The following is a 13,568-nucleotide window of genomic DNA, read 5'->3' on the forward strand; positions in this document are numbered from 1 at the left end:
GCGTCGGGCCCCTTCGCCGAGAAGGCGTCCGGCCGGCCCGGCCCCTCCGTCATGGGGCCCTTGCCCGGCCGTCCTTAGGATGCACCTCATGTCACTGCCCCACGCGATCCTCACCGCCCTGCTCGAAAAGCCGTCGTCGGGGCTGGAGCTGACCCGTAGGTTCGACCGGTCGATCGGTTATTTCTGGTCCGCCACCCATCAGCAGATCTATCGCGAGCTGGGAAAGCTGGAGCGGGCGGGACAGATCCGGGCGCTGCCGTCACCGCAGCCCGCCCGGGGCCAGAAGAAGGAGTACGAGGTCCTGCCCGCGGGCCAGGAGGCACTGCGGGCCTGGGTGGCCCGCTCCGAGGACCCCAAGCCGGTCCGGGATCCGCTGCTGCTGCGGATGCGCGCGGCGGCGGTCGTCGGGGCCCCCGGTCTGAACGAGGAGCTGCGCCGCCATCTGGAGTTGCACCGCCGGCAGCTGGCGGAGTACCTGGACATCGAGAAGCGGGACTTCCCGCCCGAGCGGACCTCCGACCAGGACCGGTTGCGGCACCTGGTGCTGCGCGGCGGGATCGACCTGGAGAACTTCTGGATCGGGTGGCTGACGCGGGCGCTGGACGAGGGCGAGGGCGAGGAGGCGGGCCGGTAGGGGGCGTTCCGCCCTGTGACACCTCGGTGGGCAGATCTCAGGCCCTTGCAACGCCCCCGGAGACCGGCGCCGCTCCCGGCATCACGGACCCCCGACCGGGGCCCGGCCCAGTTCCGGTCCGAACATCGGCTGGTCCAGCTGCCCCCGGTTCCCGGCCACGACCCGCGACGCCGATCCGGCCCCGCCTCTCGGTCCGGCCGTGTCCAGGGCGGTGAGAGCCGAGGTCTCCGCCTGGGCGCGGCTCAGCAGGATCACGCCCCGTACCGCGGCGACCGTGCCCAGCAGGGCCGGGACGAGACCGATCGTGCCGCCTTGGAGGCGTTCGCCGAGCAGGGCGACACCGATGACGGCGGCAGCCACCGGATTGGCGAGGGTGACGACAGCCAGCGGCGCGCCCAGGCCGCCTCGGTAGGCGGTCTGGGAGAGCAGCAGTCCGCCCATCGCGAAGGCGGAGACCAGGAGTGCGACGATCACCAGACGCCAGGTCAGCAACGGGCCGGTGCGGTCGGTGACGGCGACGGTCAGGGTCTGTGTGAGCGCCGAGGCGACGCCGGAGGTGATGCCGGAGGCCGCCGCGTGCCGCAGGCCGGGGCGTGCGCCCGGACGGCTGAGCCCGGCGACGACGGCCATGGTCGCGACTCCGACGGCCAGGGCCTCGGGGAGGCTGAGCGTCTCATGGGGCGCGGTGCCGCCCGTGGTCATCAGGAGGGCGGCGAGGCCGAGCAGGGTGAGGATCGTGCCGCGCCATTCGATGCCGGTGACCCGGCGTCCGGCGACCCTCGCGCCCAGTGGTACCGCGGCGACCAGGGTGAGGGCGCCGAGGGGCTGGACGAGGGTGAGCGGTCCGTACTTGAGCGCCGCGACGTGCAGCAGTGCGCCACCGGCGTTCAGCCCGACCGCCGACCACCAGGCGCCGCAGCCGAGGAGCCGCAGGAATCCGGCGTCCGGCTCGGTGCGGCCGGCGAGCCGGGCCTGTGCCACCGCGGCCGAGGCGTACGCGGCGGCGGACACCAGGGACAGCGCGACGGCGATCAGGGTGGCGTTCATCGACGGGTCCCGGACGAGACGTACGAGGACGTGGGGCGCGCCGGCTGCGGCACGGTGCAGGCCGCGGGCTCGGCGGGCCGGGGCACGACCGCCAGCGCGGGCTCGTTCGCCGTGGAAGGCCACGGGACGTGCACCCGTACCGGCTCCGTGCGCTTCAGCGGCAGTGCCGCGAGCGCCAGCGCGAGCAGTGCGGCGACCACGATCGAGTCGAGCCAGTAGTGGTTGGCCGTCCCGACTATCACCAGCAGGGTGACGAGCGGGTGCAGCAGCCACAGCCAGCGCCACCGGGTGCGGGTGGCGGCGATCAGCCCGACGGCGACCATCACCGCCCAGCCGAAGTGCAGCGAGGGCATCGCGGCGAACTGGTTCGCCATGGAGTCGGCCTCCGGGGCCGCGCCGTACACCGAGGGTCCGTAGACCTGGCCGGTGTCGACGAGTCCCGTGGCGGTCAGCAGCCGCGGCGGGGCGAGCGGGAACAGCAGATGGAGCACGAGCGCGGCGCCGGTGAGCGCGGCGAGGACCCGGCGCGACCATATGTAGTGGCGTGGACGGCGCCAGTAGAGCCACACCAGGAAGAGCAGCGTGGCCGGGAAGTGCACGGTCGCGTAGTAGGTGTTCGCCAGGTGGATCAGCGTCTCGTCGTGCAGCAGCAGACTCTGGACCGCGCCCTCGCCCGGCAGATGCACGGATCGCTCGAAGTCCCAGATGTTTCCGGCGTTGCGGAACGCCTCCTCGACGTGACCGGTCGCGGCCTGTCGGCCGAGCTTGTAGACCACGAAGAGTCCCACGACGAGAAGAAGCTCCCGCACGAGGGGCGGTCGGGCAGAACTGTCCGGCTCCCGTCGGTCTGCGGGCTCGCTACCGGCATACATCACCCGGTGCCCCTTTGCTGACGAAGCAATGTATCGACGGCACGGATCAGCCTGCGCCGCATCGATACGACAGTGTACCGATACGCAACCGTATCGGTACACGCGCGTTTCGGTACACTGGCGTATCGATGAACCTCGTCGCACCATTGCCGAGAGGGAAGACGCATGTCACGAGCCGCGCAGGAGACGGCACACACGCCACGCCGCTCGAAGATCACTCCGGAGCGTGTGCAGGAGTTCTACACGGCCGTGCTCGACATGCTCAGAGAGTCCGGCTACGAGGCCCTCACGATGGAAGGAGTCGCCGCGCGGACGCGCTGCGGCAAGTCCACGCTCTACCGGCAGTGGGGCTCCAAGCCCGAACTGGTGGTGGCCGCACTGCACGGCACCCGCCGCAAACTGCTCTCGACCATCGACACCGGCACACTGGCAGGGGACCTGCGCGAGGCGGCCAGGGTGATCGCCACCAGCTCCCGCCGCGACACCCCGCTGATGCACGCACTCGGCCATGCCGCACTGCAGAGCCCGGAGCTGCTGTGCGCGATGCGCGAGGCGCTGATCCTGCCGGAACTGGCGTCGATCGAGGTCATGTTGCACCGTGGGGCGGAGCGCGGCGAGATCCCGGAGGACTGCCCCGCCGCGGAGTTCGTCTCCGTGCAACTGATGGGCGTGATGCGTGCCCGGCCGATGCTGGAGGGGGCGTTCGCGGACGAGGAGTACCTCACCCGCTTCGTGGAGCATTCCCTCTTTCCCGCACTTGGGCTGGACGCGACCACGTCCTAGTCCCGACAGACGTGGGCCGTCGCCGGAGCGGATGACGGCGGCCCGCAGGCGCCGCACCGTGGGGACGGGGGCGGCGCACCAACCGGTCGGCCGGTGACTTCTCGGGGGAGTCACCGGCCGCTCGCGTTTCCTGCCCGGTCGCTCGCGTTCTCCACCCGGCCACTCGCGTTCTCCGGCCGGTCGCTCACCCCGCCCGCCGAACGGCGCCCCATCGCGATCATTCTCGTCCGCTTGACGATATCCCTCGACCCCCCTTATCGTCTTAACGACGAGAACAAGGGGGTTTCCACCATGTCCGACATCACCAGACGTTTCGGCTGGCGCCATCTGCGCTCAGCACCCACGGCCCACATCCGTCACCACAAGCGCGGCCGGCTCGCTCACGACGGACCCGGACTGAGCTTCTGGTACCGGTCGCTGACCGCCGCGCTGTCGGAGGTGCCGGTCAACGACCGGGAGCTGGCGATGGCCTTCCACGCCCGTACGTCCGACTTCCAGGACGTCACCGTGCAGGCCACCGTGACGTACCGGATCAACGACCCGGCCGAGGCCGCCGCCCGCCTGGACTTCTCCATCGACCCGGACACCGGCGTGTGGCGCGGTGCACCGCTGGAGCAGATAGCGACGCTGCTCACCGAGACGGCCCAGCAGCACACCCTGGACGTACTGGCACGCACAGCGCTGGCGGCGGCTCTGGTCGACGGTGTCGCAGCGGTCCGCGACCGGGTCGCCGCGGGGCTTGCCGCCGAACCCCGGCTGCCCGCCACCGGCATCGAGGTGGTCGCGGTCCGGGTGGTCGCCATCCGCCCCGAGGCCGAGGTGGAGCGGGCCCTGCGCACCCCCGCGCGCGAGCAGATCCAACAGGAGGCCGACCGGGCCACCTACGAGCGCCGCGCCGTGGCGGTCGAGCGGGAACGGACCATCGCCGAGAACGAACTGGCCAGCCAGATCGAACTGGCCCGCCGCGAGGAGCAGCTGGTCGAACAGCGCGGCACCAACACCCGCCGCGAGGCCGAGGAGAACGCGGCGGCCGACGGGGTGCGCGCCGAGGCCGAGGCCGCCCGCACGGTGCGGCTGGCCCGGGCCCAGGCCGAGGCCGCACGCGAGACCGGCGCCGCCCGAGCCGAGGCCCAGGCGGCCTGGCTGAGAGTGCACGGCGAGGTGGACGCCGAGACCCTGCACGCCCTGGCCGCGACCAGGCTCGCCGAGAACCTGCCGCGCATCGACAGCCTCACCCTCTCCCCCGATGTCCTCACCGGCCTGCTCAGCAAACTCGGCAGGCCCGGTCCGGAGCCCCGGGCATGAGCCTCGCTCCGCGCGCCGTACTGGTCCACCGCACCACCGAGTACGAGGAACTGCTGGCCCGGCACGGCACGCACGGCCAGGCCGCGTTCTTCCTCTCCAGCCGCGGCCGGTCCATCGACGAGGTGGCCCGGCGGCACCACCGCACCCAGCAGTCGCTCGCCGATGTGACGGCGGCCGTACCGCTCCAGTGGCGCCAGTCACGGGTGGAGCGCGCCGATCTCGACCGTTTCCTGTTCGCACCCGAGGACGTGGTGGTCGTCGTCGGGCAGGACGGGCTGGTCGCCAACGCCGCCAAGTACCTGTCCGGACAGCCCGTCGTCGGCATCGACACCGACCCGGGACGCAATCCCGGCGTGCTCGTGCGCCACCGGCCCTCCGACGCGGCCGCGCTGCTCCGGGCGGCCGTTTCCCCCGGTGGCAGGACGGAAGATCTCACCATGGTCGAGGCGGTCGCCGACGACACCCAGCGCCTGCTCGCCCTCAACGAGATCTACCTCGGCCCGCCGGGCCACCAGACCGCCCGCTATCGGATCGGCCCCGACGCGCCCGGCGCCCCCGCCGAGTCGCAGGCCTCGTCCGGCGTCCTGGTCGGCACAGGCACTGGCGCCACCGGCTGGATCCGCTCGCTGTGGCAGGAACGCCACAGCCCGCTGCGGCTCCCCGCCCCCACCGACCCCCGGCTGCTCTGGTTCGTCCGCGAGGCCTGGCCCTCCCCCGCGACCGGCACCTCGCTGGTCGCGGGGGAACTGGGACGCGGACAGGGACTGCGGCTCACCGTGGAGTCCGACCGGGTGGTGGTGTTCGGCGACGGCATGGAGGCGGACGCGCTGGATCTGGCCTGGGGTCAGACGGTACGGCTCGGCATCGCGTCCACATCGCTCCGGCTGGCCGCCTGAAGGATCCGGCACCGGGTCAGTTGTCGGGTGTGGTGTTGCTGCGTGTTGTGTTGCCGGGTGTTGTGTTGCCGGGTTCCGTGGCCGATGCCTTCGGCCGGCTTTCGCTCCTCCTGCCTGCACCCTCGGACCGTGCCGTGCGCCGGTACATCCGGGTAACGGCCACACACTGCAGTGCCATCGACAGCGCCATGGCCAGGCAGATGCCCGGGAAGCCCGATCCCGACATGCCGTACGCGAGCACGAGTTGGAGTACCACCCCGCACGCGGTGATCCGGGCGAGAGCCGGGCTGCTGCCGCTGCCCTCGAACACTCCGCCCAGCGCGATGAAGCACGCGAGCAGGACGAGGTAGGGACCCGAGCAGCGCAGATAGAGCGCTCCGGCCCCGGCCACCTCGCCCTCTGCACCGAAGGCCCGCATGATCCACGGTGCGACGGCGAGCAGGGCCAGGGCAGCCGTCAGTCCCAGCGCTCCGGCCAGGACCAGCGTCTGGCGTCCGATGTCCCGCCGTTCGTCCTGTCCGGCGCCGAGCCGATGCGCGGTGTGGATGGCGACAGCCTGGCGAACCGCGTAGAAGGCCATGGTCGCGACGTACATCGCCTTGGTCGCAATCCCGTACGCAGCGACGTCACTCACGCCGATCTGGGCGACAACGGCGACGAGTGCGAGTGCCCCTGCCATTCTGACGAGGAAGTCGGCAGACATCGGCAGCCCAGTCGCAGCTGTCCTGCGCACGTCGGTGCCGATCCTCGTCACCCAGGGCGAAGTCTCTCCAGCAGCCTGCCGCAGCGGACCGTTGCGGCGCAGCGCACGGAGGCCGCATCCGAGCGCGGCAGCCCGTCCCAGCACGGTGGAGATCGCCGCTCCACGCACTCCGAGTCCGAGCCCGAGGATGAGGGCGGGGTCCAGTGCGAGGATCAGCCCGTTCGCGAGCACGGCGAGTTTCATCGGGGTACGGGTGTCGCCGGTTCCCTTGAGGATGCCGTCGACGACGTTCGTGGCGAAGAACACCGCGATCCCCGGTAACGCGATGGCGAAGTACCCGGTGGTGAGGGACAGTGCGGGGCCGTCATCGCCGAGCACGAGTCGGGCCAGCGGGTCGCGGTACAGGTATCCACCGATCGCGACCACGGGTGTGACGAGTGCCCACAGCGCCCAGCCGCCGCGTACGGCCGAACGCATCCCCGCCGGGTCCTCCGCGCCCCTGGCCCGTGCGACCAGCACAGTCGTGCCGGTGCCGGCCACGAGGATGATGCCGAGCAGCAGGTTCTCGACATTCGTGGCGACCGCCACCGCCGCGACGGCATCCCCGCCGAGCCGGGCGACCCAGACCATGTTGATGACCCCGGACATGACGCCGGCGAGGAGCTCGAAGTACACCGGATACGCGAGTGAGATCAGCTTTCGACGGTGTTCCGCAGCCTCCATGACTCCCCCTCTATTCGCTGCACCTCGAATCGAGGTACAGCGAATAGAGGTAGCATGATGCCCCTGAGCGAACAAGTGCGCGCAGTACGAGCGAGGGGGTCGGTGCATGTTGGAGCTGTCGATTCTGGGGTTCCTGTACGACGAACCCCTGCATGGCTATGAGCTGAAGGCGCGCATCCAAGCCCTCAACGGCCACATTCGTCCGGTGAGCGACGGCGCGCTCTATCCGGCCATCACCCGGCTGGCGAAGGCCGGCCTGATCGAGCACCGCACCGAGCCCGGCAGCGGTGCCGCCCACCGGCGGATTCTGTCTCTCACGACGGCGGGGCGCGCCGAGCTGCTGGATCGTCTGAGGAACCCCAAGGACGTCGACATCACCGATGGCCAGCGCTTCTTCACCGTGCTCGCCTTCTTGCGCCATCTCCCGGACCGCGCCGATCAGGCCGTGGTCCTCCGCCGTCGCCAGGCGTTTCTCGCCACCCCGTCGAGCTTCTTCTACCGCGACGGTGAGCCGGTGGGGGCCGAGGAGGCTCCCGACCTGTTCCGGCAGGGCATGCTGCGCATCGCCCGCGCCACCGGAGCCGAGGAGAGGAAGTGGCTGGCGGAGGCGATCGGCAGCCTGGAAGGCTGAACCCGACCTCCGCGTCCGGCTCTGACCCCGGCCATCCGCCCCTGCGATCCGAGGCTCATGGACGAACCCGGCCTCGGCCCCACGCGCTCCGGCTTCAGCCGTACCGGCGACCGCCGCGCCGGGCGACGACGAGGATGGCCATGTCGTCCTGATGCCCCTCGCCGCTCCACCGCTCGACGTCGGCCGTCACCGCGTGGACCAGCTCGTCGGGGTCCCGGAACCGGGCGCCGGTGAGCGCCGCGGACGTGCACGGGTCGTAGAAGATGCCCGCACGGTTGCGCGCTTCGGTGACACCGTCCGTGATCATGAGCAACAGCGCGTCGGCGGGCAGCGAGAAGACATCGGTGAGGGCCTCGTCGTCGGATGCCGGTCCCGGCCCCAGCCCCATGCCCAGGGGCAACTGAGGACGGGACGCGTCGAGTCGGGCGATCGTCCCGTCACGGATGACGTACGGGCCCGGATGGCCGCGGTTGACCAGGCGGAGCGTGCCGCTGTCATCGGGGACCTCGGCCAGCACGGCCGTGGTGAAGTCCTCGTCGGACGTCGCGTTCCCGCGACGGGCCGCGTCCCTGCACAGCGCGTCGTCCAGACGCCGCGCCAGCTCGGCCAGGGTGGGGGCGTTCTCGGCCTCCTGACGGAAGGCGCCGATCGCCACCGATACGGAAGCCACCGCCCGCAGCCCTTTGCCCTTCACGTCGCCGATCATCATGCGCACGCCGTACGGGGTCTCCTGCACCGCGAAGAGGTCGCCGCCGATCCTGGCCTCGGCCTGTGCCGGGGTGTATCCGGCGGCAACCACCAGCGGCCCGGCCTGTGCCGGCGGGTCCGGCAGCACCACCCGCTGCACGGACTCCGCGATGAACCGTGCTCGCGCAAGGTCACGCCCCTGGCGCTGGAGGAGCAGGTTGACCGCGAGGGCCAGGATTCCGATGAGACCGATCACGGCGAAATCGACGAAAGTAGCCGACGGGGGGCGGCCCTGCGCGATGTCGAGCCCTGTCGACAGCGCACAGGCGACGATCGCGACGAGAACACCCGCCCGGAAGGAGAGCATCGCTCCGGCGATCAGCGGTGCCGCGGCCAGCAACGGCAGCCCCATGTAGGGCTCGGGCGCGAGGACGTTCAGCAGTACACCCAACACCAGCGCCGGCCCGACAAGCAGCCAACCCGCCCATGCCGGCGGACGCCGACTTTCCTTCACCCGTGCTCCCGGTCGCTCCCTTATCAAGCCCGAAAAGTGAACGTATCACTCATGTTATCCGCATATACGACGCCTTCTCCCGGCTTCTGGGGCGCCAGCGGCACCACACGAATGCCGGCCGGCAGGTCGAGTCGCTCAGCCTCGCCCTCCCCCGACGGTTCCGGCGACCAGTGCCACCGGGCGGAAGTCGATGACGTCCACCGGCTCCGCCTCCGACCTGCGGCCCTGCCCGCGCACGCGGAAGGCGACGAGCGCGCCCCCGGCGACCGGCAACCGCTCCTCGCAGGTGACGTCGAAGGAGAGCAGGTCGTCCTCGAAGCACGGGGCGAGGTGGTCGCACGAGCGCCAGCCGACGACGGCGGCCAGTCCGGGCACCAGACGGCCCAGGGACGCCTGCGCAAGGGCGACGACGTGCCCGCCGTACACCAGACGGCGGCCCTGCTGTCCGCGGGCGGGGTCACGGTGGGCGGCGGCCTGGTTCTGCGTCAGACGTACGAGGTCCAGGGCACCGCTGAGGGAGTCGTACAGCGGGTCGGTGACCCGGTGGCCCACCTCGGGCAGCGGCTGCTGCGGCAGCCGGGTGAGGTCCCAGCCCTTCGGTACGGCCGGCAGCAGTTCCGCGAGCGGGCGCGCGGAGTCGGCGCCGCCGATGTCCCCGGCCTCCACCAGGCAGTCCCGGTTCCGGACCGGCAGCAGGGACAGGCGCTCCAGTGAGGCGACCAGGGTGCCGTGCTCGTCTCGCGCCTCGATGGACAGCAGCACCTTGGCCCGCCGCCCCTTGCCGTTGTCCCGGCTGAACGCACGGGCGACAGGGGTGACGGTCGAGGTCAGGGTCGTGCCGACGTGGATCTGCCGGTGCAGGGTCACGTCCCGGTAGAAGAGGTTGGCGATGACGTTCTTCGTCGCGACGGTCGACTGGCCGATGGCGACCTGGAGAACCAGTGCCGAGTTCACCACCCGGGCCGCAGCGCCCGTGGTGGCGTGCGACAGCGGTGTGCTCAGCGGGAGAGGGGCCGGATCGCCGCTGATGGCCTGGTACAGCGCCGCCGTGCCCTCGTCGATGGTGAGGGCGGGTGCGGGCGGCAGCGGTTCGCCGATGACGAAGTCATCACCGTAGGGGCCGTCGGGAAAAGAGGATGGGCTCACTGTTCGACCTCCGTGACGATGCGCTGGGCCGGTCGGTGACGGACCGGTCCACCTTTGCCCGTCCGCGCCGATCCCGCCAGCGGCAGGCATCCGGGCCGCCACGCCCACGACCGGACAGGCCCGGACGACCGGGCGAAGTTCCTGTGCAGACACTCACAGGTACACGGCGGACGGCGTTGCGGAACGGCGGCGACGCAGTACCCAGCCGATCAGGACACAGATGGCCCCTGCCACGGCAAGAAGCACGCCCAGCACCAGGGCCAGTCCGAGCACCATCGGCACAGCACTGGTGAGGATCACACGGCCCTGGACCGCGGCTGTCGGTACGGAGCCGGATTCCTCGCTCAGGAAAAAGCGTGAATCCATCGAGTCCGCGCGGTTGTCACCCAAGGGGAACATGCGCCCCTGCGGTACCTCAACGTCGTACGACGCGGCGCCCGTCCCGATGTCCCCACCCTTCAGATAGGGCTCCTGAAGCTCCGCCCCATTGACCGTCAGCCGCCCGCCGGCGAAGACCACATGGTCACCACCGAGCCCGATGACCCGCTGAAGTACCGCCTGCCCGTTGTACCGTCCGGGCACCGTGTAGAGCACCACGTCGCCTCGGTGCACCGCTTCACCACTGACCTTTTCGACTATGACCCGATCACCTTCGCGGTAGGCGGGCTCCATGGCCCCACTCGCGGTCGTGACCGTGTAGCCGCTCCGGACGACCCAGAACGCACCCGCGGCAATCATGCCCCCCACAGCCGCGAGCAGGATTCCGCATATCAGCAGACCACGCTCAGCACGCACCTGTTGCCCCTCCCTCACTTCACTACATACGAGATCGCATGACCGGCTCAACTGCACGCCGACTTGCACCACCAAGCCTCGAAGGCACTGAACCTTTTCCAACCTGCTTGGCGGGTGGGCTGGTTGGGCTGACAAACGGGTGAAGCCCCTGGTAGATGGGGTTTTCGACCAAGAAGAACACGCTCCACCAGAGGCTTCACGTGCTTGTCTACCCGTCCGGGCTGGACCTGTCCAGCTCCACCCTGCGCTTCTTGACCACTCGCCTGCGAGAACGCCGCCGGGCACTTGGCACCCGCTGGCGGCGCCTGAGCTGGGGGCGGTGGGAAACCCTTTCCGCCGGTCAGCAGGCAGTGAACCGGCCCCACGCGAAGACCCGCGCCCTCGTCGAGCAGGCCATAGCCACCCTCAAGTCCTGGCGACTCCGCAAGCTCCGGTGCGCCACCACCCGGATCACCAGCCTCGTCCAAGCCGTCCTCGCCCTGCTGGCCAGCTCATACCGGTGATGGAAAAAGCTCACTATCAGCGACAAGCCGCCCAGACATGAAGATCGCGATCTACAGCTGGAGTACTACTCAGCGGTGTCAAGAGACCCACCCACCCCAGGTTCCGGTCACTCCCTGGAGTTGCGGGGCCAGTCGGTACGGGTTACGTTCGCATTAACCGCGCCGGTCGTATCTGGCTTTCGCGCCCGGGGCCCTCAGCGCCTATTCGTGCAGCCCGGCGCGTTTCCAAAGGCCTCTCGGTGCGCTGCCTCCCCCATTCCGCAAGGCCGCTTCAGGCGTGCCCGTGGTCATGATCCATAGGATGGGTGAGAAGTTGAACGGCTATGAGCTTTCCTTCGATCGCTATGAGGTTTTCTTCGATCTTGACGATCACGCCTATAGGGATGCCTTCCAGAGCGAGATCATCGAACGGGGCTGGAGAATAGAAGACCTCAGTGGCTACGAGGTGAACGGAGTGGCCCGATTCGCAGCGATATTTGCGGAGGGGCACTTCCGTGATCAATGGTCAGACCACTTCATGAGGGAAGGTGACTGGCTGAGTTCGTTCTTGAAGAGAACCCAAGACGGTTACCAGCTCGTCCGCGATCACTCCTTTGAGGTGGCCGGCGATAGGTTCTATTCAGTGCTTTGGGAAAGGTTCGGATACAACGATCCTACGGCCTGGCTGTGTAGTCATGACCAGCACATCCAGCGGTGGGGACCTATGATCGACGAGGCGATCCGGGATGGATTCAGAATCGTCGATATCGAAGGAAACCCGCTTATCGGCGCCGAGGAAACATTCAACGCCACCCAGCACGTCACGGACGGGCGCGACTGGAAGATCACGTTCAGCGCCCTCAACAAGTTCCCTGAGACTCGCAACAGCATGAAGAATCTGGGTTACCGCGCGGTGCGAGTCAGCGGCTTCAACAACGCCACCTCCTTCGGTGACGACTTCCAGTTCATTGTCGGGCTCTGGGAGAAAAATGACGGGCGAGCTTGGAGTGCATTCCACGATCTCTCCCCGATTACACTGCGGGACACGATCATTTATGGGGATTCCCTGCAGCAGAGACTGACCAGTCTAAAAGGCTTCTCGTATGGGCATGGGAGCAATGCCCGTCAGCGATTTAACATCGTGTGTGAGAAGCGTGAAGCGGATCCAGTAGTGGACACTATGGTAACGCGCTTCATGAACCTTCATCAGATCCCTGGAATGGCCATCGCCGTATCTCAGTACGGAAAGCTTGTCTACTCACGCGGATACGGATTCGGCGACCAGACGGGGCGAACGCCGGCAACACCCAACACTCTGTTCCGGGTGGCTAGCTGTGCCAAGCCAATCACGGCTGTGGCTGTTCTGCGCCTGGTAGAGCAAAACCAACTCAAGCTCAGTGACCACGTCTTCGGGACAAACGGGATCCTCAGCCAGTACGTGACGGCCGATACCAGGGCGCACTCGATAACGGTTGAGGATCTCTTGCATCACACCAGCGGCGGATGGCCGAACGATGATAGTGACCCCATGTTTTCGAACTATTCAATGTCCCGGGATGAGCTCATAACTTGGACGCTAGGTAATACTTCCCTCAGGCACGATCCACATACGACGTTCATGTACTCCAACTTCGGATACTGTCTGCTTGGGCGCATCATAGAGAAGATCACGCGGCAAACCTATGAGCACCACGTCCAGACGGCCATTCTGGCCCCCTGTGGAATCACCGACATGCGGATCGCTGGCGATACTCTGGCGGACCGTCTCCCGGGGGAAGCTGTCTACTACGGTGAGGGCCATGACGACCCCTACGCCATACATATTCAACGAACAGACTCTCACGGGGGGTGGGTTGCCAGTGCACTCGACTTGCTACGCTTCGTCCTGAGAGTGGATGGCTACTCCGATCCGGCGCAAATACTGTCCTCGGACGTCATGGCTGATTATATGATTGCACCTTCTGGACTCCCCGACGAGAAGGGCATAGACCAGCACTACGCCTGCGGATGGTGGATACAGGATCGTGACTGGGAATGCAATGGCGACCTTCCCGGCAACACCGCCACGCTTGATCGCGCCTCCGACTCCGTTTGCCTGGCAGCTGTGATGAATACGCGTCGACGTTCGCCTGCATACCTAAACACGCCGGAAGGTCTTAGGCGTCTGATGTGGGGCATAAATGACGAGGTGGATTTCTGGCCGCCGGGATCCCCGATCTAACCGCCGGTAGTCATCTCCTAACCAGGCGCCTCGCCCCTCAGTAGTGCACACAACCGTCTGCTCGAGCGAGAGGATTCCAAGTAATACGGGAGATTGCTTCCGCTCTTCCCTAGCATTACTCATATCGGA

At 68.4% G+C, this 13,568-nt stretch carries 13 protein-coding genes; 7 read left to right on the forward strand and 6 right to left on the reverse strand.

The annotated features are described in order from the left end of the window. Positions 1-88: 88 nt before the first annotated feature. Positions 89-634, forward strand: a complete 546-nt coding sequence (locus tag AB0L71_RS24040; protein ID WP_365246596.1) for a PadR family transcriptional regulator — start codon at positions 89-91, stop codon at positions 632-634. Between the two features lie 81 nt (positions 635-715). Here AB0L71_RS24040 and AB0L71_RS24045 read toward each other — a convergent pair whose 3' ends face one another. Then, entirely contained in the window at positions 716-1,681 is a 966-nt protein-coding gene (locus AB0L71_RS24045) for a DMT family transporter (RefSeq protein ID WP_365246598.1), read from the reverse strand. Next, on the reverse strand, positions 1,678-2,556 hold the full coding sequence (locus AB0L71_RS24050; RefSeq protein WP_365246600.1) for a phosphatase PAP2 family protein: 879 nt from the start codon (positions 2,554-2,556) through the stop codon (positions 1,678-1,680). The genes AB0L71_RS24045 and AB0L71_RS24050 overlap by 4 nt, the downstream gene beginning before the upstream one ends. A 162-nt stretch (positions 2,557-2,718) precedes the next feature. On the opposite strand from AB0L71_RS24050, the gene AB0L71_RS24055 reads away from it, so the two are divergent. The 3 genes from AB0L71_RS24055 (at position 2,719) to AB0L71_RS24065 (ending at position 5,537) form a co-directional block, all read left to right on the forward strand. Further along, the gene (locus tag AB0L71_RS24055) at positions 2,719-3,336 is read left to right on the forward strand and encodes a TetR/AcrR family transcriptional regulator (protein ID WP_365246602.1); all 618 of its coding nucleotides are present in this window, start codon (positions 2,719-2,721) and stop codon (positions 3,334-3,336) included. A gap of 291 nt (positions 3,337-3,627) precedes the next feature. Further along, positions 3,628-4,641 carry an SPFH domain-containing protein gene (locus AB0L71_RS24060; RefSeq protein ID WP_365246604.1) on the forward strand — a complete coding sequence of 338 codons (1,014 nt, stop codon included), beginning with the start codon at positions 3,628-3,630 and terminating at the stop codon, positions 4,639-4,641. Beyond that, on the forward strand, positions 4,638-5,537 hold the full coding sequence (locus AB0L71_RS24065; protein WP_365246606.1) for a hypothetical protein: 900 nt from the start codon (positions 4,638-4,640) through the stop codon (positions 5,535-5,537). The genes AB0L71_RS24060 and AB0L71_RS24065 overlap by 4 nt, the downstream gene beginning before the upstream one ends. A 16-nt stretch (positions 5,538-5,553) precedes the next feature. On the opposite strand, the gene AB0L71_RS24070 is transcribed toward AB0L71_RS24065, so the two are convergent. Next, a complete protein-coding gene (locus AB0L71_RS24070) occupies positions 5,554-6,963 on the reverse strand; it encodes an MATE family efflux transporter (RefSeq protein WP_365246608.1) in 1,410 nt (469 codons plus the stop codon). Between the two features lie 106 nt (positions 6,964-7,069). Between AB0L71_RS24070 and AB0L71_RS24075 the strand changes: the two genes are divergently transcribed. Further along, positions 7,070-7,594: a PadR family transcriptional regulator gene (locus AB0L71_RS24075; RefSeq protein ID WP_365246610.1), complete on the forward strand. Its 525-nt coding sequence runs from the start codon at positions 7,070-7,072 to the stop codon at positions 7,592-7,594. A 94-nt stretch (positions 7,595-7,688) separates the two neighbouring features. On the opposite strand, the gene AB0L71_RS24080 is transcribed toward AB0L71_RS24075, so the two are convergent. From AB0L71_RS24080 to lepB, 3 genes are all read right to left on the reverse strand, one after another. Further along, on the reverse strand, positions 7,689-8,795 hold the full coding sequence (locus tag AB0L71_RS24080) for a PP2C family protein-serine/threonine phosphatase (protein ID WP_365246612.1): 1,107 nt from the start codon (positions 8,793-8,795) through the stop codon (positions 7,689-7,691). Between the two features lie 135 nt (positions 8,796-8,930). Next, positions 8,931-9,941, reverse strand: coding sequence for a hypothetical protein (locus tag AB0L71_RS24085; protein WP_365246614.1), 1,011 nt, complete (start codon positions 9,939-9,941; stop codon positions 8,931-8,933). Between the two features lie 153 nt (positions 9,942-10,094). Beyond that, the gene (gene lepB, locus AB0L71_RS24090; RefSeq protein ID WP_365246616.1) at positions 10,095-10,736 is read right to left on the reverse strand and encodes a signal peptidase I; all 642 of its coding nucleotides are present in this window, start codon (positions 10,734-10,736) and stop codon (positions 10,095-10,097) included. 200 nt (positions 10,737-10,936) lie between these two features. Between lepB and AB0L71_RS24095 the strand changes: the two genes are divergently transcribed. Continuing rightward, the gene (locus tag AB0L71_RS24095) at positions 10,937-11,239 is read left to right on the forward strand and encodes a hypothetical protein (protein WP_365246740.1); all 303 of its coding nucleotides are present in this window, start codon (positions 10,937-10,939) and stop codon (positions 11,237-11,239) included. Positions 11,240-11,540: 301 nt separating this feature from the next. Next, a complete protein-coding gene (locus AB0L71_RS24100) occupies positions 11,541-13,439 on the forward strand; it encodes a serine hydrolase (RefSeq protein WP_365246618.1) in 1,899 nt (632 codons plus the stop codon). Positions 13,440-13,568 lie beyond the last annotated feature (129 nt).

The organism is Streptomyces sp. NPDC052052 (assembly GCF_040680455.1).
Lineage (GTDB): Bacteria > Actinomycetota > Actinomycetes > Streptomycetales > Streptomycetaceae > Streptomyces.

What these genes read in the sequence shown, in the direction of transcription:
- AB0L71_RS24040 (WP_365246596.1), top strand. Translation starts at nt 89, where the DNA reads ATGTCACTGCCCCACGCGATCCTCACCGCCCTGCTCGAAAAGCCGTCG.
- AB0L71_RS24045 (WP_365246598.1), bottom strand. Translation starts at nt 1,681, where the DNA reads ATGAACGCCACCCTGATCGCCGTCGCGCTGTCCCTGGTGTCCGCCGCC.
- AB0L71_RS24055 (WP_365246602.1), top strand. Translation starts at nt 2,719, where the DNA reads ATGTCACGAGCCGCGCAGGAGACGGCACACACGCCACGCCGCTCGAAG.
- AB0L71_RS24060 (WP_365246604.1), top strand. Translation starts at nt 3,628, where the DNA reads ATGTCCGACATCACCAGACGTTTCGGCTGGCGCCATCTGCGCTCAGCA.
- AB0L71_RS24065 (WP_365246606.1), top strand. Translation starts at nt 4,638, where the DNA reads ATGAGCCTCGCTCCGCGCGCCGTACTGGTCCACCGCACCACCGAGTAC.
- AB0L71_RS24070 (WP_365246608.1), bottom strand. Translation starts at nt 6,963, where the DNA reads ATGGAGGCTGCGGAACACCGTCGAAAGCTGATCTCACTCGCGTATCCG.
- AB0L71_RS24075 (WP_365246610.1), top strand. Translation starts at nt 7,070, where the DNA reads ATGTTGGAGCTGTCGATTCTGGGGTTCCTGTACGACGAACCCCTGCAT.
- AB0L71_RS24100 (WP_365246618.1), top strand. Translation starts at nt 11,541, where the DNA reads ATGGGTGAGAAGTTGAACGGCTATGAGCTTTCCTTCGATCGCTATGAG.